The sequence below is a fragment of the Dorea sp. ICN-14282 genome, from assembly GCF_037890115.1.
GTDB classification, from domain to species: domain Bacteria; phylum Bacillota; class Clostridia; order Lachnospirales; family Lachnospiraceae; genus Dorea_B; species Dorea_B phocaeensis.
Map to the genome: position 1 here is coordinate 148,805 of NZ_JBBKBH010000001.1, position 25,165 is coordinate 173,969.

Sequence of the window (25,165 nt, forward strand, 5' to 3'; positions counted from 1 at the left end):
GAGGAGACGTAAAGAAAAATGGCAGAGTCAATGAAAGGCTTAAAAAGAAGTCACAGATGTGGAGAATTGTCTGCGGCAAACGTAGGCGAGAACGTGACGATTATGGGATGGGTACAGAAGAATCGAAACAAAGGCGGACTGGTGTTCGTTGATGTCAGAGACCGTTCTGGGCTGATCCAGGTGGTATTTGAAGAAGGAAGTACGGACGCAGCGTTGATTGAAAAGGCAGCAAAGCTTCGTGCAGAGTATGTAGTGGCAATTGTAGGAAAGGTAGCAAAACGTTCTGGAGCAGTCAACGAAAATCTGTCTACCGGAGATATTGAAGTGATTCCATCCGAGCTTCGGGTGCTGTCTGAGGCAGAGACGCCTCCGTTCCCGATCGAAGAAAATTCCAAGACGAAGGAAGAGATTCGACTGAAATATCGTTATCTGGATTTGAGACGTCCGGATATGCAGAAGAATCTGCTGCTTCGAAGCAGAGTGGCAACATTGACGAGACAGTTCCTTGCTGAGGAAGGATTTTTGGAGATTGAGACTCCGATTCTTGGAAAGAGTACTCCGGAAGGAGCCAGAGATTATCTGGTGCCAAGCCGTGTGCATCCAGGTAATTTCTATGGACTTCCACAGTCTCCGCAGCTGTTCAAGCAGCTGCTGATGTGTTCTGGATGTGATCGGTATTTCCAGATTGCAAAGTGTTTCCGTGACGAGGATCTGCGTGCAGACCGTCAGCCGGAGTTTACACAGATTGATATGGAATTGTCCTTTGTAGACGTGGACGATGTGATTGACGTGAATGAACGCCTGCTGGCAAAACTCTTTAAAGATGTCCTTGATGTGGAAGTGCCGCTTCCAATTCCGCGTATGACCTGGCAGGAGGCCATGGATCGTTATGGCTCCGATAAGCCGGATACCCGTTTTGGCATGGAGCTTACGGATGTGACAGAAGTTGTGAAGGACAGCGAGTTCGTAGTGTTTAAAGGGGCAATCGAGAATGGCGGAACGGTTCGGGGAATCAACGCCAAAGGCCAGGGCGAGATGCCAAGAAAGAAGATTGATAAGCTGGTAAGCTTTGCGAAGGATTATGGCGCAAAGGGACTTGCTTATATTGCAATTCAAAATGACGGGACAGTGAAATCCTCCTTTGCAAAATTTATGACAGAGGAAGAGATGAAGGCATTGATTGATGCCATGGGCGGAGAATCAGGAGACCTGCTTCTTTTCGCCGCAGATAAGAATAAAGTGGTATGGGATGTGTTAGGAAATCTGCGTCTGGAGCTGGCAAAACAGATGGACCTTCTTCGCAAGGATGAGTATAAGTTCCTGTGGATTACAGAATTCCCGCTTTTGGAGTGGAGTGAAGAGCAGAACCGTTATGTGGCGATGCATCATCCATTTACCATGCCGATGGAAGAAGACCTGCCATATCTGGAAAGTGAACCGGGACGCGTACGCGCGAAAGCCTATGACATTACGCTGAATGGAAATGAGATCGGCGGAGGAAGTGTACGAATCTTCCAGGATGACGTACAGGAGAGAATGTTTGCGGCACTTGGCTTCTCTAAAGAAGAAGCTTATGACCGTTTCGGTTTCCTCTTAGATGCATTTAAATATGGAGTTCCGCCTCACGCAGGACTTGCTTACGGACTGGACCGTATGGTAATGCTGATGGCAAAAGAGGACAGTATCCGTGATGTCATTGCGTTCCCGAAAGTGAAGGATGCATCCTGTCTGATGACAGAAGCGCCAAACGTGGTGGACGAAAAACAGTTGGAAGAGCTGGGACTGGCTCTGGGCGAAGGTGAAGAAGAAAGCGTAGAGTAAAAATAGAAAGATAAAAGAGTAAATATCGCAAAGAGGCGGTTTCCAAAGTGGGAGCCGCCTCTTTGTGTATGGATGGAAGAGAACTGACATAATTATAAAAGTTTTCATTCGGTATAAAATAAAAAACACTTGGAATTTTCCAAGTGTTTTTTGAGAGCGACAGACGGGGTTCGAACCCGCGACCCCGACCTTGGCAAGGTCGTACTCTACCAACTGAGCCACTGTCGCATTTGATGTTTTGTGTTGTTCTGTGTCGTTTGTGTTCCTCAGAACAATGAATACTATACTACAAGAAAAGATGGATGTCAACACTTTTTCTGAAAAAAATGAAAAAATAATTCTGCCGTGCAGATTGCCCTGTTTTATGCTATACTTTTAGAAAATATTTGGAAAAGGAGTGCGAGTGCAATGGCCGAACATAAGATAATAAAAGCAGGACTTCTTGGATTTGGAACGGTGGGCGCAGGTGTCTATAAACTGGCAAAACGTCAGAAAGAAGAGATGGAGTCGAAGACGGGAGCAAGATTTGAGATTACTAGGATTTTGGTGCGTGATAGAAATAAAGAGAGAAAAGGCGTGGATCCCGCGCTTCTGACAGATCAGTGGGAAGAGATTATCATGGATGATGAGATCGAGCTGATCATAGAAGTGATGGGTGGAATTGAACCAGCCAGAACCCGGATTCTAGAAGCTCTTCGCGCTGGGAAGAACGTGGTAACTGCGAATAAAGATCTGGTAGCGGAGCATGGAAGGGAACTTCTGGATGCGGCTGAAGAACATGGGGTGGATTTCCTGTTTGAGGCTGCTGTGGCTGGAGGAATTCCGATTATTCGTCCGATGAAACAGTGCCTTGCAGCCAATGAGATTACAGAAGTGGTGGGAATTATGAATGGAACCACCAATTATATTTTGACCAAAATGTTTGAAGATGGAATGGATTTTGAGGAAGCGCTTGCAAAGGCAACGGAGTATGGTTATGCAGAAGCAGATCCTACGGCGGATGTAGAGGGGCTGGACGCAGGAAGAAAGGCAGCGATTCTGTCTTCAATTGCATTCCATTCACGTGTGACATTTCAGGATGTTTATACAGAAGGAATTACGAAAATTTCCAGCAGAGATATCAGTTATGCGAAAGAATTCGGAAGTGTGATTAAGCTTTTGAGTGTTGCGCATAATACAGAAGGTGGAATCGAAGTGGCGGTATATCCGATGCTGATTGATCAGAACCATCCGCTGGCATCTGTTCGGGATTCTTTTAATGCAGTGTTTGTGCATGGAGACGCGGTTGACGATGTGATGTTCTATGGGCGTGGCGCCGGTGAATTCCCTACAGCCAGTGCTGTGATGGGTGATGTGATCGATGTGATCCGGGATATCCAGTACCACTGTACGGGGCGGATCAGCTGTACCTGTTACCGGACGACGAAGATAAAGGATTTCCGTGATATTAAGAATAAGTTCTTCCTTCGGATGCAGGTAGACAATAAGCCGGGGGTATTAGCGGCAATTGCGAGCGTATTTGGTGTACACAAGGTAAGTATTTCAAAGGTGATTCAGAAAAGAATTACAGATGGAGTTGCAGAACTTGTGATCGTCACAGAGCCGGTGAAAGAATATCATATGGAAGATGCACTGATGCATCTTCGGGATATGGAGACCACAAGAGAGATCAGCAGTGTGATCCGGGAATATTAAAGAAAGAGTAAGAAACTGGAAAAAGCAGGTTAGAACATGAGTGAAAGAGTAGAAGAAGCAAATCCGCTGGCAACAGAACGGATTGGAAGGTTGATGGCAAAATTTTCAATACCAGCCATTATCAGTATGCTGGTAAGCTCTCTTTACAATATCGTGGATCAGATTTTTATTGGGCAGGGAGTGGGAATGCTGGGAAATGCAGCTACGAACATTGCATTTCCGGTATCGATTATCTGTACGGCTACAGCGCTGCTTTTGGGAATCGGAAGTGCGTCTAATTTTAATCTGGAGATGGGAGCGGGACAGGGAAAGAAAGCATGTCAGATTGCTGCGACAGGTCTTTCGCTCCTGGTAATATGTGGAGTCATCATATCTATCATTGTAGGGGTGTTCCTAAACCCTCTCCTGGAGCTCTTTGGCGTCACGCCGGAGGTGCTTCCTTATGCGCAGGACTATACCGGGATTACGGCCGTTGGAATTCCGTTTCTGGTGTTGACGACGGGAGGCAATCATTTGATCCGGGCGGACAGAAGCCCGACGTATTCCATGATGTGTATGCTGACAGGTGCCATTTTAAATACGATCTTGGATCCGTTGTTTATCTTTGGCTGCAATTGGGGGATTAAAGGTGCAGCGTGGGCGACGGTGATTGGTCAGATGGTATCCGGCATGATGGTGATTGTGTATTTCTGGAAGGTGCGGAATATGGAACTGACGCTTTCTATGCTTCGTCCGAAGGGCGATTTCGTTCGGGCAATTGCATCCCTTGGTATGGCGTCCTGCATCAATCAGGTCTCTATGGCAGTCGTTCAGATTACGATGAACAATACTTTGCGCCATTATGGTGCGTTGTCTTCTTATGGAACGGATATTCCATTGGCTTGTGTGGGTGTGATTTCCAAGGTGAATATGGTTTTTATGGCAATTTGTATCGGAATCTCCCAGGGATGTCAGCCAATCTGGGGATATAATTACGGAGCCGGAAAATATGACCGGGTGCGGAAGGCCTATGGATTGGCGTTTCGGGCAGCATTGCTGACGGGGATTATTTTCTGCCTGTGTTTCCAAATTTTCCCGCGATCTATCGTGGGAATCTTCGGAGGGGGAAGTGAGGCATATTTTCACTTTGCAGAGCGTTATCTGCGCATCTATATGCTGATGACGTTTATCAATGGAATTCAGCCTATGTCGTCGGGATTTTTCACCTCGATCGGGAAGGCGCAGCTTGGAATTGTGGTGTCCTTAACAAGACAGGTGATTTTCCTTTTGCCGCTGATTATTATTTTCCCGATTCTTATGGGAATTGACGGTGTCATGTATGCAGGACCGATTGCAGACGCAGCGGCGGCACTGGTGGCAATTGGATATGCGCTGCGAGAGCTTCGCAAAATGAAATGTTGTGAGAACTTCGCCGGATGAAAAGGGTTGAGTTATAAAACAGAGTGTGCTAGAATGTGTGTGTAATAATAGAATAAAGAAAAGCAGAGTAGGAAGATGTGCGTTAAGTGCCAGTCGGACGGGGAGTTGCCGGAGGGACGAAAAGCAATCAGCAATGGATTGTTTGCGGTACATGTTCCGCATCCCGCTGCTACACATAGACAGTGTATATACCTGCTTATGCGTAGCATTAAGGACTACTGCAAAGGAGGTATTTTTTATGAAGAAACTAAGAACTCAATTTACAGATTCCTTTCAAGAGTTGAGAAGCATGAAAACCATGGTGGCGGCATCTATGCTGCTGGCGATTACCGTGGTATTGGGCTTTTACCGCCTGCAGCTGACAGACTTTTTGAGGCTTGGCTTTGATTTCCTGCCAAAGGAATTAACGGCTATGCTTTTTGGCCCCGGAGTGGGGTGTGTGGTTGCGGCTTTGGCTGATATTATTTCTTTTATCATTAAGCCGGTAGGAGCGTTTTTCCCAGGACTCACCATCAGCGCCATGCTGGCGTCTGTTATTTATGGAATGTTCCTGTATCGGAAGCCGCTTAGCTTAAAGCGGATTATCATGGCCAATACGACGGTGACGATCTTAATCAATCTGTTTCTTAACACTTATTGGATGACCATTCTCTATGGAGACACTTATGCTGCTTTATTTCCGGCGAGAGCAGTAAAGCAGCTGATTATGCTTCCAATTGAGATTGTGCTGTATTATTCGGTGGCGAAAATTCTTTCCCGTGCGCGGGTATTTTCAGAGGTGGGAAGCACTGCCAGATCTTAAGTAGGAGGAGCGGATGAAAGAGAGGGTGCCCATTGGGTTTGTGATCAAACAGATTAATAACGTATATGAGAAAGAATGCAATAACCGACTGAAAAAGTTAGGCATTACATCCTCTCAGTGCGCGGTTTTGGATTATTTGTTCCATAGCAGTAAGGAAGCGGTCAACCAAAAGGATATTGAGAAAGCGTTAAGCCTTAAGAATCCTACCGTAACCGGGTTGTTAAAACGTCTGGATGAGAAAGGATATATCTTGATTATTCCAAGTAATAAGGACCGCAGATGCAAGAATATTTATTTGACAGAAAAAGCCTATGATATCCAGCGAAGGATGGAGACAGACCGCAAGAAGATCGACAAGATGCTGACTCTTGGTATGAGTAAGAAGGAGGTCGCGGCATTGGAACGGATGCTGGATCAGGTGTTGTATAATATTTCAGATCCGTAATTAATATGGTTTGAAGATCCATGAAAGTGTCCGTATGAATAAAAGCAGAAAAGAATGGAAAGACTCTTATGTTAAGCATAGGGGTCTTTTTTATGTATTCAGATATCCGTATTAGAAAAATAGTTCTTGCCAAGGCAATTCGTCTATGATAATATTAATGCAAATGATAATCATAATCAAATAAAAGGAGGGAATTAAAATGCCGGTAGAAGTTATATCATACATGCTTTCCAATGAAGATATCAGGAGAAGGCTGCAGTTTCGGATGATTCTGCAGGGCGCGCCGTTTTTAAAAGGAATCAAAGTTGCCTGTGTGATGAATCTGGAAGCATCGCAGTGTGAGGAATTGGAAGAAGCTTTAGAAGAAACAGGGATTCAATATTTTGTGCTGGCATCCCGTAAGGGGAAAAGTCTGGTGTATTTTTATCGAAGAAAGTCTTTGATTCGATATCTGAAACGGCGAGATGTCGCCTCTTTTTTAAGGGAATATGGATATGCGTATGATATGGAGAGAGACGAAGAAGGAAGAGTCGGAACGTTAAATGCGGATGAAATGGAAGAAGAGTGGCTTGAGAGGGTGCTTGAGAGGCTGGCACATAGAGTCTGTGAATATTCCGGAAATCATATTTGTTTTCCCCACGAAATCGGAGCATTTTTAGATTATCCGGTGGAGGATGTCAGAGGGTTTATCCGGCAGGAAGGAAAGGGAAGTCTTTTGACGGGATATTGGAAGGTTTATGAGAATCCTGAGCGGGCAAGAATGATATTTTTGGCTTATGACAAGGCGAAGACAAGTGCGGTGAATGAATTTCTGACAGGAAAGAGAATGTGTGAAATTGTCTGTCATGCGGCGTAGGAATGGTCTGGCATGACAGATATGGAATCGGGAATCCAAAGGGAAATGACTAGCGGCAGGAAAGGAAGGTTCGGATGAGTGTTGTAATTATAGGCGGCAACGAGAGGATGGAACAGCAGTACAAGCAGATATGCAGGAAGCACCAATGTAAGGCAAAGGTATTTACAAGAATGTCAGGAAATCTAAAGACGCAGATTGGCCGGCCGGATTTGATTATCCTGTTCACCTCTACGGTGGCGCACAAGATGGTTCGCTGTGCGCTGAAAGAGGCAGAGCGTTACAATATCCGTGTGGAGCGGTCGCACAGCAGCAGTGCTAATGCGCTGGAGGCTATGCTTACGTGCTGCAAATAGGGAAGAGGAGAAATGTGGAAGAGGGAGGAATCCCTCTTTTTTTATTGGGACAAACATGGTAAAATGGTTGCATAATGTATGGAATAAGGGACAGGAGGGCAAGCAAATGAGTTATGCAGACAGAGTCTTTATTGATATGTGCAGAGATATAATTGACAATGGGACAGATACCAGAGGTGAGAAGGTACGCCCGGTGTGGGAGGATGGAACACCGGCTTATACAGTGAAGAAGTTCGGAGTCATCAACCGCTATGATCTGTCAAAAGAATTTCCGGCGCTTACGCTTCGGCGCACAGCCATTAAGAGCTGTACCGATGAACTGCTTTGGATCTGGCAGCAGAAATCCAATAACATTAACGATCTTCACAGCCATATCTGGGATAGCTGGGCGGATGAAGATGGCTCCATCGGAAAGGCCTATGGATATCAGATGGGAGTAAAGCATGAGTATAAGGAAGGAATGTTTGATCAGGTAGATCGAGTGCTCTATGATTTGAAGAACAATCCTTATAGCCGCCGGATTATGACGAATATCTATGTGCATCAGGATCTCCATGAGATGAATCTGTATCCGTGTGCATACAGCATGACTTTTAATGTGACCAAGGAGCCGGGAAGCGAGAAGCTGACCTTGAACGGAATTTTAAATCAGCGTTCCAATGATGTGCTGGCAGCGAATAACTGGAATGTGTGCCAGTATGCGGTGCTTCTTCATATGATGGCACAGGTTTCCGACATGAAGGTGGGAGAATTTGTACATGTGATTGCAGATGCTCATATTTATGACCGTCATATTCCGATGATCGAGGAGCTGATTAGCCGTAAGCCTCTTCCGGCGCCGAAATTCTGGTTGAATCCGGAAGTCAAGAATTTCTATGAGTTTACGCGGGATGATGTAAAGCTGATTGACTATGAGACACACGAGCAGATTAAAAATATTCCGGTAGCAATATAGAAGACGAAAAGGACAAAAAGGAGGAAATGCAAAGATGAATTTGATTGTAGCAGTGGACAAGAACTGGGCCATTGGGAAAAATAATAAATTAATGTGGAGTATTCCGGCGGATATGAAGTATTTTCGGGAGACCACAAAGGGAAATATTGTTATTATGGGAAGAAAGACGCTGGAGAGTTTTCCTCAGGGACAGCCATTGAAAAACCGTACCAATATTGTGATTACTAAGAATCCAAATTATAAAGTGAAGGATGCGCTTATCGTGCACAGTATTGAAGAGGCGATGGAAGAAGCGAAAAAGTATGAAGGAGAGATTTACGTCATTGGCGGAGAGAGCATCTACCGCGCTATGCTTCCGTACTGTGAGAAGGCGCTGGTGACAAAGATTGATCATGCTTACGATGCGGACACCTACTTCCCGAATCTGGATGAGGATCCGGAGTGGACGATGACAAAGATCAGTGAAGAACAGACTTGTTTTAATTTGGAATATTATTTTACGATTTACGAAAGGAACGCAAGGAAGTAATGAGGATATTGAGTATTACTGCACAGAAGCCAAGCAGCACCGGAAGTGGGATCTATCTGACGGAGCTTGTAAAGGAATTTGCAAAGTCAGGGTGTACGCAGGCGGTAATTGCAGGTGTTACGCGGGAAGACCAGGTGGAGCTTCCGGAAGGGACAGCATGGTATCCGGTTCTGTTTGAAAGCGAGAGGCTGCCATTTCCTGTCGTGGGAATGTCGGATGAGATGCCGTATCAAAGTATCCGGTATTGCGATCTTACGGAAACGATGACGCGGCAGTTTGAAGAGGCATTTCTGGAAGTAGCAGAAAAAGCGGTAAGAGAGTTCCGTCCGGATCTGATTTTGTGTCATCACCTGTATCTACTGACTGCTCTGATTCGGGAACGATTTCCATCGCATGCGATCTATGGCTTCTGTCATAATACTGACCTTAGACAGATGCAGAAGACAGATTTGAAGCGCAGTTATATTCGGGAGCAGATTCGGAAGCTGGATCATATCTTTGTTCCTCAAAGTGCACAAAAGCAGGGCGTGCAGAAGATTTATGATATGCCGGAAGAACAGATCACGATTCTTGGGATGGGATATAATAAGGATGTATTCCACGTGATGGGGAAAAAGCCGGAAGATGGGATTACCAGACTTGTATTTGCCGGGAAGATTGCAGAGAAAAAAGGGGTAAAAAGCCTGATAAAGAGTCTTTCTTATCTGCCATATAAGCGGGAAGAGTTGGAAGTTCTGCTTGCCGGAAGTGCGGGAAATGAAACGGAGTTTCGACAGATTCAGGATCTTGCGTCTAAGTGTCCGTATCCGGTTCGGTTTCTGGGAAGACTTTCACAGCCAGAGCTTGCCAAAGTTTATAATCAGAGCGATGTGTTTGTGCTTCCCTCCTTTTTTGACGGTCTGCCGTTAACGGTCATTGAAGCACTGGCCTGCGGTGACCGGGTGGTAGTGACGGATCTTCCGGGAATTCGAGATTGGATTGAATCTAATACGAGTGGGGCATTTGTTCGTTATGTACCGATGCCAAAGATGCAAAATACGGATGAAGCAGTAGAAGAAAGTCTTCCTGTGTTCGAGAAAAATCTTGCAGATGCACTATTTGCAAGTATTCAGACAGAGACAAAAAAGGCGGCGGATGTCAGCCGGATTTCCTGGGCGGCGATTGCAAAGAAGATACGGAACTTTTTTGATGAGAGCTTTTGATGGAGGGTAGAGAATATGAAGAAAATCAGTGGAAATAAGTTATTGGTAAAGGCATTGAAAGAAGAAGGGGTAGATACCATTTTTGGTTATCCCGGAGCCTGTACGATCGATATCAGTGATGAATTGTATAAGCAGGATTACACGAAGGTGATTCTTCCGCGTCAGGAAGTTGCGCTGGTACATGAAGCAGATGCTTATGCAAGATCGACTGGGAAAGTAGGTGTCTGTCTGGTGACAAGCGGGCCGGGAGCAACCAATCTGGTAACCGGACTTGCGACAGCTTATTATGACAGCGTACCGCTTGTCTGCTTTACCGGGCAGGTGGCAAGGCATTTGATTGGAAACGATGCCTTTCAGGAAGTAGACATTGTCGGTATTACCAGAAGCATTACGAAGTACGGAGTAACCGTAAGAAGAAGAGAGGATCTGGGGCGGATTTTGAAAGAGGCTTTCTACATTGCGAGAAGCGGAAGGCCGGGGCCGGTACTGGTAGACCTTCCTAAGGATGTAATGGGAGAGCTGGGAAGCAATGAATATCCGGAAGAAGTAAATATCCGGGGATACAAACCGAATACACATGTCCATATTGGTCAGATGAAACGGGCGATTAAGATGCTTGGAAAGGCAAAACGTCCCCTGTTCTTGGCTGGAGGCGGTGTGAATATTTCCCGTGCAGGAGCGTTGTTTACCGAGGTGGTGAATCAGACGAAGGTTCCGGTTGTGACGACAGTAATGGGGCGGGGGGCAATTCCAACAACGAATCCGCTTTATATTGGAAATCTGGGGATGCATGGCGCTTATGCAGCCAATATGGCGGTCAATGAGTGTGATCTTCTGTTCTCAATCGGAACAAGATTCAATGATCGAATTACCGGAAAACTGCATTCATTCGCACCGAATGCGCAGATTGTCCACATTGATATTGATACGGCGGCAATTTCCAAAAATGTGCAGGTTGATGTGCCGATTGTAGCAGATGCGAAGGAAGCCCTTGAGAAAATGCGGGAATACGCTGCAGAATGTGAGACAGAAGCATGGATTTCTCAGATTGACTCCTGGAAGCAGGAGCATCCGATGGAGATGAAGAAAAAGCCGATTATGACGCCAGAAGATGTGATTCAGACAATCAATCGTCTTTTTGATGAGGCGATTATTATTACCGATGTAGGTCAGCATCAGATGTTTACCGCGCAGTTTATTGAATTGAATGAGAAGAAGAGGCTCTATATGTCCGGTGGACTTGGAACGATGGGGTATGGACTTCCAGGCGCCATTGGTGCAAAGATCGGGAATCCGGATACACCGGTTATTTCGATTTCCGGAGACGGCGGAATGCAGATGAACAGCCAGGAGCTGGCCACAGCAGTGTTGGAAGAACTGCCGATTATTTCCTGTGTCTTTAATAATAGCAATTTGGGAATGGTGCGTCAGTGGCAGAAACTGTTCTATGGAAAGAGATATTCCATGACCTGTCTGCGTTCCGGAGCTGCCTGCAGAGGAAGATGCGGAGAGGTAGAGTGTCCGACTTATACGCCTGATTTTATGAAGCTGGCGGAAAGTTATGGCGCAAAAGGAATCCGGGTAACGAGAAAGGAAGACATTGAACCGGCTTTTCGCGAGGCGATGAAGAGCCAGAAGACACCAGTGGTTATTGAATTTGAGATTGATCCGGAAGATCTGGTTTATCCAATGATTCAGCCGGGTGGAACGCTCAAAGAGATGATTCTGGATTGTTAAGGAGGATGGGCATATGAATGGAAATGGAATGAAAAAGCGCTGGATTTCTCTGTATGTAGAGAACCAGGTAGGAGTTCTTTCTAAGATCTCCGGTCTGTTCTCAGGGAAATCTTATAATTTGGACAGCTTGACGGTAGGAACAACGGAAGATCCTACCGTGTCAAGGATGACGATTGCAACGGTTAGTGATAATGAGACGTTTGAACAGATCAAAAAGCAGTTAAACCGTATGGTAGAAGTCATCAAAGTAATAGATTTTACAGACGTGTTTGTTCGGATGAAAGAGATTCTGTATGTTAAAGTGCGCAGATGTACACCGGAAGATAAGGTAGAGTGCTTCCAGATCGCAGAGACGTTCAAGGCGAAGGTCATTGATTATGGGAAGGACAGTGTTCTTTTGGAATTTGTGCAGACCGGAACGAAGAATGATGCGGTGATTAAGCTGATGAAAGAAGAGTTTGACAGCATTGAAGTGGTACGCGGAGGAAGTGTTGGAATTGAATCTATCAGCATGATGGAGCGGTAATTTAAAATTTTGGATTTAAAATTTTCTGTAAAAAACAGAGCGCACTCTTGAATTTTAAAAACGATGGTATTATAATAACTTCAGATTTAAAATTAGCTGTAGAAGGATGAAGGAGAGTGGAACTTATGGAAAAGAAAGCGATTGACTGGTCAAATTTGGGATTTTCATATATGGAGACCGAGAAGCGTTTCGTTTCCAATTATAAAGATGGAAAATGGGATGCGGGACTTTTAACAGATAATGCAAATGTTGTGATTAACGAGTGTGCGGGTGTACTTCAGTATGCACAGACTTGTTTTGAAGGCTTAAAGGCATATACGACAGAAGATGGGCATATCGTGATGTTCCGTCCGGATCTGAATGCAAAGAGAATGGCGGATTCAGCAAAGAGACTTATGATGCCGGCATTCCCGGAAGAGCGTTTCTTAGAGGCGGTACACAAAGTGGTAGAGGCGAATAAGGCGTTTGTTCCGCCGTATGGTTCAGGAGCAACCTTGTATATCCGTCCTTATATGTTTGGATCCAATCCAGTTATCGGTGTAAAACCGGCGGATGAATATCAGTTCCGTGTATTTACGACTCCGGTTGGACCTTACTTTAAAGGGGGTGCAAAGCCGATTACCATTCGCGTCTGTGATTATGACCGTGCAGCGCCGCATGGAACAGGTCACGTAAAAGCGGGTCTTAATTATGCCATGAGTTTGTACGCAATTATGGAGGCTCACAGCCAGGGATACGACGAGAATATGTACCTGGATGCAGCAACCAGAACCAAAGTAGAAGAGACAGGAGGCGCCAACTTTATCTTTATTACCAAAGATCAGAAACTGGTAACGCCAAAGTCTTCCACCATTCTGCCATCGATTACAAGACGTTCTCTAATGTATGTGGCAGAGCATTACCTGGGAATGGAAGTAGAAGAGCGGGAAGTATACTTTGATGAAGTGAAAGAGTTCGCAGAGTGCGGACTTTGCGGAACAGCGGCAGTCATCTCTCCGGTTGGCAAGGTGGTAGATCATGGAAAAGAGATCTGTTTCCCAAGCGGTATGGATGAGATGGGACCGGTGACAAAGAAGCTTTATGATACGCTGACAGGCATTCAGATGGGACATATTGAAGCGCCGGAAGGCTGGATTCACAGAGTTTGTTAGGCAAACTACAAGATATAGAATATAGAACGAAGAAGAGGGACACTTTGCAGATGGCAGGTGTCCTTTTTTGTCTGTAAAATGGAATTGTTTCATGTGAAGTATTCGTCCGATGGAGAAAAATTGAAAATAAACAGCACATAACAGTTGACAACAGATGTGAACTGTTATATGCTGTTTATAGAAAAGGAGGGAAAAAATGAAGTTGATTATAAATCATTCTTCCATGCAGCCGATTTATGAGCAGATCGTAGATCAGATTAAAGGAATGGTGATGAGGGGAGAATTGGAAGAAAATACTCCGCTTCCGTCGGTTCGGGGAATGGCAAAGGATTTAAAGGTCAGCGCTTTGACGGTAAAGAAAGCGTATGATGTTTTAACAGAAGAAGGGCTGATCGTTACCGTTCATGGGAAAGGAAGCTTTGTGGCATTTGCCAATCAGAATGTGATGCTGGAAGAAAAAAGGAAAGAAGTGGAAGCAGATCTGGAGACGGCGATCCGAAAAGGCAGAAGTTGTGGAATGAGCAGGGAAGAGTTAAAGCAGCTGTTTGAGATTATTTTGGAGGATTAAAAATGTTAAAATTGGAACATGTAAAAAAACAGTATAAGGATTTTCATCTGGACTGTTCCCTGACTGTGAAGCCAGGAATGATTACCGGGTTGATTGGGGCGAATGGAGCAGGAAAGAGTACGACATTCAAGGCTGTGCTGGGACTGATTCGCACAGAGAGCGGAATGGTGGAGCTGTTCGGGAAACGGCCGGAGGAGATAACACCGGAAGATAAGGAACGGCTTGGAGTGGTACTGGCAGATTCGGGATTTAGCGGATACTTAAGTATACGGGATCTGATACCGGTTTTAAAGGCCATGTATCATCAATTTGATCAGACCTATTTTGAAGAGCAGTGCCGCAGATTTGAACTGCCTATGACGAAGAAGATCAAAGAGTTTTCAACAGGGATGAAGCGGAAACTACAGGTGCTGGCCGCAATTTCGCATCATGCAGATCTTTTGATCTTAGATGAACCAACGGCAGGGCTTGACGTGCTGGCAAGAGATGAGATGCTAACGATGCTGCGGGAATATATGGAGATAGAAGGGCGTGCGATTTTAATCAGTTCCCACATTTCCAGCGATTTGGAAGATTTTTGTGATGATATTTATATGATTGATCATGGACAGGTGATTCTCCATGAGGAGACGGATACGCTATTGAATGAATATGGACTCTTAAAGGTTGACGGGAAGCAGTATGAGCGTCTTGATAAGACCTATGTGCTTCGATCCAGAAAGGAAACCTTTGGATATAGCTGCCTGACGAATGAGAAACAGTTTTATCAGGAAAATTATCCGGATATCGTTGTGGAGAAGGGAAGTATCGATGAGTTGATTATGATGATGGTAAGAGGTGACAGATCATGAAGGGATTGTTAATCAAAGATTTGAAATTAATGAAGAATCAGAAATCGTTTTTTATGGTTATGGCAGTTGTGGGGCTGATCTTTTTGATTACCTGGGATGCCCCTTATTTTGCAATCAGTTATATTACCATGATGTTTTCTATGTTTGCCATTACGTCTTTTAGTTATGATGAATTTGACAATGGCGCGGTTTATTTGTTTACCTTGCCGTTTAGCCGGAAAACCTATGTAAGAGAGAAATATCTTTTTGGGCTGCTTACCTGTCTTATTGCTCTGACAGTTTCTACTGTGCTGGCAATAGGTGCAAGTGTGATCAAAGGGCAGTCCGTGGATCTTGTGACAATTGGTGCAACCGGATTGTCATCGATTACGATTTGTGTGCTGTTCTTAAGTATTGCGTTCCCAATCGAGATTAAATTTGGTGTAGAGAAGGGAAGAATCGGTTTTATCGTGATTATGGCAGTATTTTTCCTTGGTTTCTATCTCGTAATGAAGCTGACGCAGGATGGAGAACTTATGGGCGTTCTTAACCTGATTCGTAAGGTAGAACAGCTGTCGGGTGCTGTGATTGTGCTGGGACTTGGTATCTTTTGGTGCGTGGCAGGGCTGACTTCGATGAAGATCTCGATCTGCTTCCTGGAGCGAAAAGAATGGTAGATTTTTCGCTTTTGTGGTACACTATAAGACAGAAGGATGATGGGGAAAGAGCTTAAAAAGGATAGTGCTAAAGGAGTTGATTGTATGAAGAATTACTCGGAAGATGCAGAAAGACAATACCATATTCAGGTGTCGAAAGGAGAGGTTGGACGTTATGTGATACTGCCGGGAGATCCGAAGCGGTGTGTGAAGATTGCACAGTATTTGGAGAATCCGGTGTTAATTGCGGACAACCGGGAATATGTTACCTATACGGGGATGTTGGATGGCGAGAAGGTCAGCGTCACATCAACGGGAATTGGCGGACCATCGGCGGCCATTGCTATGGAAGAACTGTATCACTGCGGAGCAGACACGTTTGTGCGGATAGGAACCTGCGGAGGCATGCAGCCGCAGGTGAAAAGCGGGGACATTGTGATTGCTACCGGCGCCATTCGGATGGAAGGTACCAGCCGGGAATTTGCACCAATTGAGTTTCCGGCCGTTCCGGATCTTGAAGTAACGAATGCACTTTTGCAGGCGGCGAAGAAGAAGGGGCTTTCCTTTCATACAGGTGTGGTGCAGAGTAAGGATTCCTTTTACGGACAGCATGAACCGGAAACGAAGCCGGTTGGCTATGAATTGATGCAGAAGTGGGAAGCCTGGAAACGGTTAGGGTGTCTGGCTTCCGAGATGGAGTCGGCAGCGCTTTTTACGGTGGCAAGTTATCTTCACGTACGGGCAGGAGCCTGCTTTCTGGTGATTGCGAATCAGGAACGGGAGAAGTTGGGAATGGAAAATCCTGTGGTACATGATACGGATCTGGCTATCCAGACAGCGGTAGAAGCTATCCGGGAAATGATTCAAAAGGACCGGGAAGGTGGGGAGAAAAATGCTTTCTAAGATGCAGATTGAGAAAATGATTACACTGGCGCTTGAACAGCTTTCCAAATCTTACGCGCCCTATTCCGGCTTCCGGGTAGGAGCGGCGCTGTTAACGAAGGATGGCAGATATTACACAGGCTGCAATATAGAAAATGCTGCTTATACTCCCACGAACTGTGCAGAGAGAACCGCGTTTTTCAAGGCGGTCAGTGAAGGAGAACGAGAATTCTCTGGGATCTGTATCGTAGGCGGAGCAGACGGCGTGCCAGCAGATTATACGGCGCCTTGCGGTGTCTGCCGCCAGGTAATGATGGAATTTTGCGAGCCGGATCAGTTTCAGATTATCCTGGCCATAGACCGGGAACATTACCGGATTTTTACATTGAGAGAATTACTTCCGATGGGATTTGGACCCAAGAATCTGGGAAGGGAGAGAGGAATATGACAGCAGAAGAATTGAGAAGATTGCCGAAGATTGAACTCCACTGTCATTTAGATGGTTCTCTCAGTCAGGAATATATAGAACGAAGGCTTGGGCGGTCTGTCAGCCAAAGGGAACTCTGCGTGCAGGAAGACTGTCAAAGCCTTTCTGAGTATCTGGAGAAGTTTTCACTTCCTCTGTCCTGTCTGCAGGATGAGGAAGGCTTAGAAGAGGCAGGAGAAGATGTCCTTCGAACGATGGCTAAGGAGAACGTCATCTACGCAGAAATCAGGTTTGCACCGCTTCTTTCGGTGAACGATCATATGGATGTAAAAACGGTAATCAAATCGCTGCTTCGAGGGCTGAAGCGTGGGGAAGAAAAGTATCATGTTGCTTACAATGTGATTGTCTGTGCGATGCGTCACCATAGCTTTGAAGAAAATTATGAGATGATTCGTTCTGCCAGGGAATTTCTTGGAAAAGGAGTATGTGCAGCGGATCTTGCAGGAGCGGAAGCCCAATATCCAATGAAACAGTTCGCGGAGCTTTTTCAGGAGACGAGAAAACTTGGAATGCCATTTACGATTCATGCAGGCGAGTGTGGAAGTGTGGAAAATATTCTGGATGCAGCCGCAGTTGGTGCAAAACGAATCGGTCATGGAATTGCTATGCGCAGGAACAAAGAAGTACAAAGGAAGATGAGGGAAGGACAGATTGGAGTGGAAATGTGTCCGCTCAGCAATCTTCAGACGAAAGCGGTACCGGATGCGTCTGTTTATCCGCTTCAGGAATTTTTGGATGCCGGACTTCTGGTAACCATTAATACGGATAACCGGACGGTGAGCAATACGTCTCTTACGAAAGAATTCGCGTGGATTCAAAAGCAGTATCAGGTGACGAATGAACAGATCCTAAGGTGTATGAAAAATGCAGCGACCACAGCATTCGTGGACGAACCGATGCGAAAAGAGCTCTATGATAGATTGGAAAACTTTAACAGGCAAAGACGGTAGAGAGGTGATGGCACATGAAGGCATATCGGAGAATATTTTTAATTGTACTGGATTCTTTGGGAATTGGGGCGATGTCGGATGCGGCAGCCTTTGGGGATGAAGGAGCAGATACATTTGGTCATATTCTGGAGAAAATGGAGACGCTTAAGATTCCAAATCTTCAAAAACTGGGACTTGTGAATCTTCATCCTGGCGGCAGAATGAAGGAAGAAGAACGTCCCATCGGGCGTTATGCGAGGTTTGCGGAAGCCAGCAACGGCAAGGATACCATGACCGGTCATTGGGAGATGATGGGGCTTCGGACGGAAAAGCCCTTTCGGACGTTTACGGAAAATGGATTTCCGCCGGAATTGATTCAGGAGCTTGAGAGACGCTGCGGCAGGCGTGTTATTGGGAATAAGAGTGCAAGTGGTACGGCAATTATTGAAGAACTGGGAGAAGAAGAGATTCAGACAGGAGCCATGATTGTCTATACGTCGGCAGATTCCGTGATGCAGATCTGCGGAAATGAAGAGACGTTCGATCTTGCCAATTTATATCGATGCTGCGAGATTGCCAGAGAGATTACCATGAAGGATGAATGGCGAGTGGGACGTGTGATTGCAAGACCTTACGTGGGAAAGAAACGGGGCGAATTTCACCGTACCAGCAACCGTCGTGATTATGCGTTAAAACCTACAGGAAGGACGGTTTTAAATGCATTGAAGGATGCAGATCTGGATGTGATCGGTATTGGAAAGATTAACGATATTTTCTGCGGAGAAGGGATTACGAAGGCGTATCATTCGGACAGTTCTGTGCATGGAATGGAGCAGACACTGGAAGTCTGTGATCAGGAGTTTTGTGGCCTTTGCTTTGTAAACCTGGTGGATTTTGATGCTCTGTGGGGACACCGAAGGGACGTGGAAGGCTATGGAAAGGAGATCGAGAAGTTTGATCGGAATTTAGGCGTTTTGCTTGACAGACTTCGAGAAGATGATTTGTTGATCCTGACAGCAGACCATGGGAATGATCCTACGTACAAGGGTACCGATCATACCAGGGAGTACGTGCCGTTTCTTTCCTATTCCCGGAGAATAAAGGAAGGCGGAAGGCTGGAAGAGGGGAAGAGCTTTGCGGCGATTGGCGCTACCATCGCAGAGAACTTTCAGATAGAGATGCCAGAAGGAACCATTGGAACTTCGATGCTTGCGAAGCTTCTTTGATTCAATGAAATATAATATGGATGGTAGATGGATAAGAGAGGAAAGGAAGCAAAAAAATATGAATGAAATTTATGAAAAATTGGAATCCTGCGTGAAAGCAGTTCAAAGGAAAACGGACTTTCAGCCGCAGATTGCATTGGTATTGGGCTCCGGACTCGGAGACTATGCAGATACGATTCGGATTGAACAGACGGTGGAGTATCGGGAGATTGAAGGGTTCCCGATGTCTACGGTGGCTGGACATAAGGGGAGGTTTGTATTCGGGTATGTGGGAATTGTCCCAGTGGTGGCAATGCAGGGCCGGGTGCACTATTACGAAGGATATTCCATGGCAGATGTCGTCCTTCCCATTCGGGTGATGGGAATGCTTGGCGCAAAAAAAGTGATTTTGACGAACGCAGCAGGCGGTGTGAATTTTGATTATCATCCGGGGGATCTGATGCTGATTACAGACCATATCACAACAGCGGTGCCAAGTCCGCTGATTGGGGCAAATATAGATCAGTTAGGATCAAGATTTCCGGATATGAGTGAAGTGTACAGCCGCAGGATGCAGGAGGCAGTAAAGGAGGCGGCCGGAATGCTTTCCATTTCTTTAAAAGAAGGAGTGTATGTACAGACGACCGGTCCGGCATACGAAACAAAGGCAGAGATTCGGATGTTCAGAAGCTGGGGCGCAGATGCGGTGGGAATGAGCACGGCGTGCGAAGCTATGGCGGCCAGACATATGGGACTGGAAGTGTGCGGGATTTCCTGCATTACCAATCTGGCAGCGGGAATGTCAGAGAAAAAATTAAACCACGCGGAGGTGCAGGAGACGGCAGACCGCGTGGCAGCAGAATTTCAGAAATTGATTACAGAGAGTATTGCCAGAATGGCTTAATCAGGAAGATTTCCTTTTTGGTGACTTCTGACAATTAAGCGTACCGTTCGATACAGGAACGGTTTGTAATGATCGATGGGAAGTGGTTCTTCGTACATGATGGAATTATATCCGGCAGACCCTGCCAGCTCTACAATGGTGAAGAGCATGACATCGATATCCTCATATTCATGGTCGTCGGCAGCGACCAGTTCCAGAAACTGTTCGTAGACCTTCCCGTCGGAGTATTCTCCGGTGAGCAGGGCAGAGCGCAGGGCTCCCATGACCAGGTTCTTGGAAATAAAGTTTAACAAAGGCTTGTCTTCTTTGAGGCTGTTGATCAGATGATCGATTAGAAAGATCATCTGATCTTCCAGTCCGTGAATTCTTGCTTCCGAAAGAGCCAGTCCTGCCGCATCAAATAGTTCCTGGGTCTTGTGGGCAACCAGCTTGTTTTTAATATCATATTTATCTTTAAAATAGAGATAGAAGGTCCCTTTTGCAACCTTTGCTTTTTCTACAATATCTGAGATTGTTGTAGAGGTAATCCCTTTGGTGGTAAAAAGCTCATAGGCTGTATTAAAGAGGGCCTCTTTCTTTTTTTTCTTATTTTCGTCGATTTTTCCCATAATATCACTCACTCCTTAGGCATATTATAACCAGAGATTTTGGAGAATTGCAATAGGAAAAGCTAAAAAATGACTTTTGGTCAAAAACATATTGACTAAAGGTCATTTTTGTAGTATATTGCAGTGAGTAACAAATGACTAATAGTCATAAAAGAAAAGGAGCTATGAGTTATGGTTAAGTTTGGAAAGCAAGTGGTAAAACACAGGGTGGCGATTTTAATTGCCAGCATTCTGCTTTTGATTCCATCTGTGTTTGGATATCTCCATACTAGAGTTAACTACGATATTTTGACGTATCTGCCGGAAGACATTGAGACGATGCAAGGGCAGAACATCATGGTAGATGACTTTGGAACGGGAGCATTTTCCATGTTTATGGTTGATGGAATGAAAGAAAAAGAGGTAGCAGCGTTAAAAGATAAGATTGAGAAAGTCGATCATGTATCAAATGTACTTTGGTATGATTCACTGGCAGACATTTCTGTACCGATGGAGATGCTTCCGGATGATATTTATGAAGTGTTTAATTCAGAAAATGGAACGATGATGGCCATTTTCTTTGACGATACAACATCCTCGGATGAGACCCTTGATGCAGTGAAGGAGATACGAAAACTTTCCGGAAAGCAGTGCTTTCTAAGTGGAATGTCGGCAGTAGTAGAAGATACCAAGGAATTGTCTGAGAAGGAGACACCGATCTACGTATTAATTGCAGTGCTTCTGTCTACCCTGGTTCTGGCAGTGACGATGGAATCGGCATTTGTACCGATCCTGTTTCTTCTTAGTATTGGAATGGCGATTGTTTACAACCTGGGATCCAATGTGTTCATGGGACAGATTTCGTATGTAACAAAAGCGTTGTCGGCCGTGCTTCAGCTGGGAGTTACCATGGATTATTCCATTTTCCTGATGCACAGCTACCAGGAACAACAGGTGCGGTATGACGGAGATAAGAAACGGGCGATGGCACATGCAATTTCCCAGACCTTTTCCTCTGTGATCGGAAGTTCTGTTACGACGGTGGCCGGCTTTATTGCACTGTGCTTTATGAGCTTTACACTGGGAAAAGATATCGGTATCGTTATGGCAAAAGGCGTCATCTTTGGTGTGATCGCATGTGTAACCATTCTTCCGTCTATGATTCTTTGTTTTGATAAATGGATTGAGAAGACGAAACACAGACCGCTGCTTCCGGATATTGGAAAGATTTCCGATAAGGTAACAAAAAAATATGGCTGGTATGTGGCGATCTTTTTGTTTTTACTTATTCCGGCCGTTTACGGAAATAATCATGTAGGAGTGTACTATAACCTGGATGAGACGCTTCCGAAGGATCTTCCAAGTATTATTGCCAATGAAAAACTAAAAGATGATTATGATATGAATACCACGCATATGCTGCTGGTAGATCGTTCTCTGTCAGCGAAAGATACTGGGGAAATGCTAAAGAAGATTGAGAGTGTAGACGGTGTGAAATGGGCGCTTGGTCTGGATCGGGTAATTGGTCCCGGGGTTCCGGAAAGCATGATTCCAGAGTCGGTGACAGAGATGCTGCAGAGCGACCGCTATAAGATGATTCTGATTAATTCTACTTATAAAGTGGCATCAGAGAAGGTCAATCATCAGGTGGCAGAGATTAACAAGATTTTAGATCATTATGACAAAGGAGCTATGCTGGTAGGAGAAGCGCCGCTTACGAAGGATTTGATCAGCATCACAGATAAGGATTTTAAGACGGTCAGCGCGGTTTCCATCGGAATCATTTTCCTGATTATTCTGATTCTCTTTAAGTCACCAAGCATTCCGGTGATTCTGGTAGGTGTTATTGAATTTGCTATTTTCGTTAATATGGGAATTCCATATTATACGGGTACGAAGCTTCCGTTTGTGGCGTCTATTGTAATTGGAACGATTCAGCTTGGAGCAACGGTTGACTATGCAATTTTGATGACAACCCGCTATAAGAGAGAGCGGAATCACGGAGCAGGCAAATACGATGCGATTACCACGGCTCACAAGGCGTCAGCACAATCGATTATCGTCAGTGCGTTTAGCTTCTTTGGGGCGACGATCGGAGTTGGATTCTATTCTGATATCGATATGATCAGTTCTCTTTGTATTCTGATGGCAAGAGGCGCTTTGATCAGTATGCTGGTGGTAGTATTTATTCTGCCGTCCATGTTTATGATTTTTGATAAAGTAATTGTAAAAACGAGTAAAAATTTTCTGCCCCAGAAGGCAGAAGGAAAATAGGAGGCAGTAGACAATGAAGAATCGAAAAGTAAAACAGATGTTGGCAGGTTCCATGGCAGTTGTTGTAGGAACCGGATTACTTGGAACTTGTGCATATGAGACATCCCTTCAGGCAGATGCGCAGGAAGTGGATACGCAGGAATTGAAAGAAGCAGCAGAACAGGTATTAGGAGATAGTACAGTCATAGAAGAAGGAAAGGTTTACAAGGATGAGTCCGTGTATGTAAAAGCGGACGCCGACGGAATGGTAAAAGAAACAACCGTCACAGAATGGCTGAAAAATCCGGGAACAGGGGCAGTAGAGGATGTGACAGCGCTTCAGGAGATTGAAAATGTAAAGGGCGAAGAGACCTATACGCAAAATGGCGCGGATGAAATGAGTTGGAAGTCCGAAGGAAAAGACATTTATTATCAGGGAACTACCAATCAGAAACTTCCGGTAAATGTCAAGATTACTTATCAGCTTGATGGAAAAGAAATTTCACCAAAGGAACTTAAGGGGAAGAACGGGAAGCTTCAGATGAAGATTCAATATGAAAATCAGTCGAAAGAGATGGTAGATGTGTCAGGAGAGCAGGTAGAAATGTACACGCCGTTTACCATGGTAACAGCAATGATGCTTCCCGGAGATGAGTATACAAATGTCACGATCGACAATGGGCGAATCCTTTCTGACGGAGACAAAAACATTGTGGTCGGTCTTGGTTTTCCGGGATTGGAAGAGAATCTGAATCTGTCCAGTGAAGATCTGGATATTGAGATTCCTGACAGCATTACGATTACGGCAGACGTAAAGAATGCATCCGTAGGACCGACGATGACGGTGGCAGCGGCAGATGTTCTGGATCAGGTTGGCTTAGACGGCATCGACAGCTTTGATGGGCTTAGTGATTCTGTCGATGAGTTGGAAAACGCAGCGCAGCAGCTGACAGAAGGCTCTGCGAAGGCGGCCGATGGAAGCAGCGCACTGGCCGATGGAAGTAAGGATTTGGCAGACGGAAGCAAGACCTTGGCTGATGGAAGCAGTGCGCTAAAGACCGGAGTAGGAGCGTTAGCAGAAGGTGTGAATACGCTAAACAGTAAGAGCGGGGAACTGACGCAGGGTGTCAATGATTTGGCAGAGGGTGTCAATGCCTACACAGGAGGTGTCAGCAGTCTGGCAAGCGGAAGCAGTCAGGTGAAAGACGGTGTCAATGCATTGACGGCAGGAATTGAGCAGGAACAGGCCGGGCTTGCCGCACTGGCAGAAGGAGCAGGGAAACTAAATGCCGGATATCAGGGAGATGGAACGGCGCAGAATCCGGGAGCAAATACGCTGGCAGCAGGAACCGTGCAGGCCATTGGAAGCACATCAAAGGCGATTGATACTTTGGCATCTCTGCTTGCGCAGATGACGGAAAATCAAGCGTCTATACAGGCAAACGCAGTGGTGCAGGGAGAAGATACAGCCGCACAGGTAGCAGTAGATCAGCTGATTGCCTCTGGAATTATATCGCAGGAGCAAAGAGAGGCAGCAGTATCAGCAATTGGAAGTGCGATGGCGGAAAACATCAGTGCAATGGCAGAAGTTACAAAAGGAGCCGGAAGCGTTGATCCAACAGATGCAATTACAGCAGCAAAAACGGCAGTGGGAACGGCAAATACTTATGCGAGCGGATTACAGCAAACTGTGACTGCCCTTTCTGCGGGAACGGAAAATCTGATTCAGACAGGAATTACACCACTTCAGGAGGGCAATACGAAGCTTTTGAACGAAGGAGCGATTCCACTTCAGAAAGGCGCTTCAGATCTAGCAAACGGAGCAGAGAACTTAAACAGCCAGAGCAGTCTTCTCATAACTGGTTCTTCCAAACTTCAGGAGGGCGGAACACAGCTTGCAGGAGGTGTTAAGCAACTGGCAGTCGGAGCCCAGACGGCTGCAAAGGGAGCGGGAGATTTGGCAAGCGGAGCAAGCGCGCTGAATACAGGAGCAGATACCTTGGCAAGCGGAGCGGGAGAACTGGCAAGCGGAAATCAGACCCTGGCAGAGGGAATGTCAGAGTTTAAGACTTCCGGAATCGACAAGATTGCAGAGGTTTTCGGAGGGGATATCACGAAAGTTACCTCAAGAATCGACGCGATGACAACGCTTGGAAGAAATTACAAATCTTTTGCCGGAATCAAAGATGACATGGATGGAAGCACCAAGTTCATCATTGAGACGGAAGGTATTACAAATAAAAAATAGCAAGAGAGAGCAAAGCGAAGCAGTGTGCAAAGACCAGATGGAGAATCTGGAGAGCACAAGGCTTCGCTTTTCCTTTGGGGTTACAGATGTTTCTTTATATATTTTCCGCCAGTATTTTCTGCCAT

At 45.5% G+C, this 25,165-nt stretch carries 24 protein-coding genes, 1 tRNA gene and 1 riboswitch; of the genes, 23 read left to right on the forward strand and 2 right to left on the reverse strand.

The window, feature by feature from the left end:
- The first annotated feature begins 18 nt into the window (after window positions 1-18).
- Window positions 19-1,821 (forward strand): aspartate--tRNA ligase, encoded by a 1,803-nt coding sequence (gene aspS / locus WKT00_RS00675; RefSeq protein ID WP_101694630.1) that lies wholly within the window; start codon window positions 19-21, stop codon window positions 1,819-1,821.
- 155 nt (window positions 1,822-1,976) lie between these two features.
- Here aspS and WKT00_RS00680 read toward each other — a convergent pair.
- A tRNA-Gly gene (locus WKT00_RS00680) sits at window positions 1,977-2,049 on the reverse strand.
- Between the two features lie 180 nt (window positions 2,050-2,229).
- Between WKT00_RS00680 and WKT00_RS00685 the strand changes: the two genes are divergently transcribed.
- The 20 genes from WKT00_RS00685 (at window position 2,230) to WKT00_RS00780 (ending at window position 19,952) form a co-directional block, all read left to right on the forward strand.
- The gene (locus WKT00_RS00685; RefSeq protein WP_101694629.1) at window positions 2,230-3,516 is read left to right on the forward strand and encodes a homoserine dehydrogenase; all 1,287 of its coding nucleotides are present in this window, start codon (window positions 2,230-2,232) and stop codon (window positions 3,514-3,516) included.
- Window positions 3,517-3,552: 36 nt separating this feature from the next.
- The gene (locus WKT00_RS00690) at window positions 3,553-4,935 is read left to right on the forward strand and encodes an MATE family efflux transporter (protein WP_340260302.1); all 1,383 of its coding nucleotides are present in this window, start codon (window positions 3,553-3,555) and stop codon (window positions 4,933-4,935) included.
- Between the two features lie 61 nt (window positions 4,936-4,996).
- Window positions 4,997-5,106: riboswitch (THF riboswitch) on the forward strand.
- A 67-nt stretch (window positions 5,107-5,173) separates the two neighbouring features.
- The gene (locus WKT00_RS00695) at window positions 5,174-5,737 is read left to right on the forward strand and encodes a folate family ECF transporter S component (protein ID WP_101694627.1); all 564 of its coding nucleotides are present in this window, start codon (window positions 5,174-5,176) and stop codon (window positions 5,735-5,737) included.
- 13 nt (window positions 5,738-5,750) lie between these two features.
- On the forward strand, window positions 5,751-6,182 hold the full coding sequence (locus WKT00_RS00700) for a MarR family winged helix-turn-helix transcriptional regulator (protein WP_101694626.1): 432 nt from the start codon (window positions 5,751-5,753) through the stop codon (window positions 6,180-6,182).
- Between the two features lie 199 nt (window positions 6,183-6,381).
- Entirely contained in the window at window positions 6,382-7,038 is a 657-nt protein-coding gene (locus WKT00_RS00705; protein WP_101694625.1) for a DUF3793 family protein, read from the forward strand.
- Window positions 7,039-7,112: 74 nt separating this feature from the next.
- Window positions 7,113-7,391, forward strand: a complete 279-nt coding sequence (locus tag WKT00_RS00710) for a DUF2325 domain-containing protein (protein ID WP_101694624.1) — start codon at window positions 7,113-7,115, stop codon at window positions 7,389-7,391.
- A gap of 106 nt (window positions 7,392-7,497) precedes the next feature.
- Window positions 7,498-8,346 carry a thymidylate synthase gene (gene thyA / locus WKT00_RS00715; RefSeq protein ID WP_101694623.1) on the forward strand — a complete coding sequence of 283 codons (849 nt, stop codon included), beginning with the start codon at window positions 7,498-7,500 and terminating at the stop codon, window positions 8,344-8,346.
- Between the two features lie 34 nt (window positions 8,347-8,380).
- The gene (locus WKT00_RS00720; protein ID WP_101694622.1) at window positions 8,381-8,875 is read left to right on the forward strand and encodes a dihydrofolate reductase; all 495 of its coding nucleotides are present in this window, start codon (window positions 8,381-8,383) and stop codon (window positions 8,873-8,875) included.
- Window positions 8,875-10,077 (forward strand): glycosyltransferase family 4 protein, encoded by a 1,203-nt coding sequence (locus WKT00_RS00725; protein WP_340260310.1) that lies wholly within the window; start codon window positions 8,875-8,877, stop codon window positions 10,075-10,077. The genes WKT00_RS00720 and WKT00_RS00725 overlap by 1 nt, the downstream gene beginning before the upstream one ends.
- 15 nt (window positions 10,078-10,092) lie before the next feature.
- A complete protein-coding gene (gene ilvB / locus WKT00_RS00730; protein WP_101694620.1) occupies window positions 10,093-11,814 on the forward strand; it encodes a biosynthetic-type acetolactate synthase large subunit in 1,722 nt (573 codons plus the stop codon).
- 13 nt (window positions 11,815-11,827) lie between these two features.
- A complete protein-coding gene (gene ilvN / locus WKT00_RS00735; protein WP_101694619.1) occupies window positions 11,828-12,340 on the forward strand; it encodes an acetolactate synthase small subunit in 513 nt (170 codons plus the stop codon).
- Between the two features lie 125 nt (window positions 12,341-12,465).
- Window positions 12,466-13,491 (forward strand): branched-chain amino acid aminotransferase, encoded by a 1,026-nt coding sequence (locus tag WKT00_RS00740; protein WP_101694618.1) that lies wholly within the window; start codon window positions 12,466-12,468, stop codon window positions 13,489-13,491.
- Window positions 13,492-13,687: 196 nt separating this feature from the next.
- Window positions 13,688-14,059 (forward strand): GntR family transcriptional regulator, encoded by a 372-nt coding sequence (locus WKT00_RS00745; protein WP_101694617.1) that lies wholly within the window; start codon window positions 13,688-13,690, stop codon window positions 14,057-14,059.
- Window positions 14,060-14,061: 2 nt separating this feature from the next.
- Window positions 14,062-14,910: an ABC transporter ATP-binding protein gene (locus WKT00_RS00750; RefSeq protein WP_101694616.1), complete on the forward strand. Its 849-nt coding sequence runs from the start codon at window positions 14,062-14,064 to the stop codon at window positions 14,908-14,910.
- Window positions 14,907-15,566: an ABC-2 transporter permease gene (locus WKT00_RS00755; protein WP_101694615.1), complete on the forward strand. Its 660-nt coding sequence runs from the start codon at window positions 14,907-14,909 to the stop codon at window positions 15,564-15,566. The genes WKT00_RS00750 and WKT00_RS00755 overlap by 4 nt, the downstream gene beginning before the upstream one ends.
- 84 nt (window positions 15,567-15,650) lie before the next feature.
- Entirely contained in the window at window positions 15,651-16,448 is a 798-nt protein-coding gene (gene udp, locus WKT00_RS00760) for a uridine phosphorylase (protein ID WP_101694614.1), read from the forward strand.
- Entirely contained in the window at window positions 16,438-16,875 is a 438-nt protein-coding gene (locus WKT00_RS00765) for a cytidine deaminase (RefSeq protein WP_101694613.1), read from the forward strand. Before udp ends, WKT00_RS00765 begins: the two co-directional genes overlap by 11 nt.
- Complete coding sequence (add, locus tag WKT00_RS00770) at window positions 16,872-17,864, forward strand: adenosine deaminase (protein ID WP_101694612.1); 993 nt, start codon at window positions 16,872-16,874, stop codon at window positions 17,862-17,864. Before WKT00_RS00765 ends, add begins: the two co-directional genes overlap by 4 nt.
- Before the next feature lie 14 nt (window positions 17,865-17,878).
- A complete protein-coding gene (locus tag WKT00_RS00775) occupies window positions 17,879-19,069 on the forward strand; it encodes a phosphopentomutase (RefSeq protein ID WP_101694611.1) in 1,191 nt (396 codons plus the stop codon).
- A 58-nt stretch (window positions 19,070-19,127) separates the two neighbouring features.
- Window positions 19,128-19,952, forward strand: a complete 825-nt coding sequence (locus WKT00_RS00780) for a purine-nucleoside phosphorylase (RefSeq protein WP_101694610.1) — start codon at window positions 19,128-19,130, stop codon at window positions 19,950-19,952.
- Here WKT00_RS00780 and WKT00_RS00785 read toward each other — a convergent pair.
- Window positions 19,949-20,560, reverse strand: a complete 612-nt coding sequence (locus tag WKT00_RS00785) for a TetR/AcrR family transcriptional regulator (protein ID WP_101694609.1) — start codon at window positions 20,558-20,560, stop codon at window positions 19,949-19,951. The genes WKT00_RS00780 and WKT00_RS00785 overlap by 4 nt on opposite strands.
- A 171-nt stretch (window positions 20,561-20,731) precedes the next feature.
- Here WKT00_RS00785 and WKT00_RS00790 point away from each other — a divergent pair, with 171 nt between their 5' ends.
- Both WKT00_RS00790 and WKT00_RS00795 read left to right on the forward strand, forming a co-directional pair.
- Window positions 20,732-22,813 carry an efflux RND transporter permease subunit gene (locus WKT00_RS00790; RefSeq protein ID WP_340260333.1) on the forward strand — a complete coding sequence of 694 codons (2,082 nt, stop codon included), beginning with the start codon at window positions 20,732-20,734 and terminating at the stop codon, window positions 22,811-22,813.
- A gap of 13 nt (window positions 22,814-22,826) precedes the next feature.
- Complete coding sequence (locus WKT00_RS00795) at window positions 22,827-25,040, forward strand: hypothetical protein (protein WP_340260335.1); 2,214 nt, start codon at window positions 22,827-22,829, stop codon at window positions 25,038-25,040.
- Window positions 25,041-25,165: the final 125 nt, after the last annotated feature.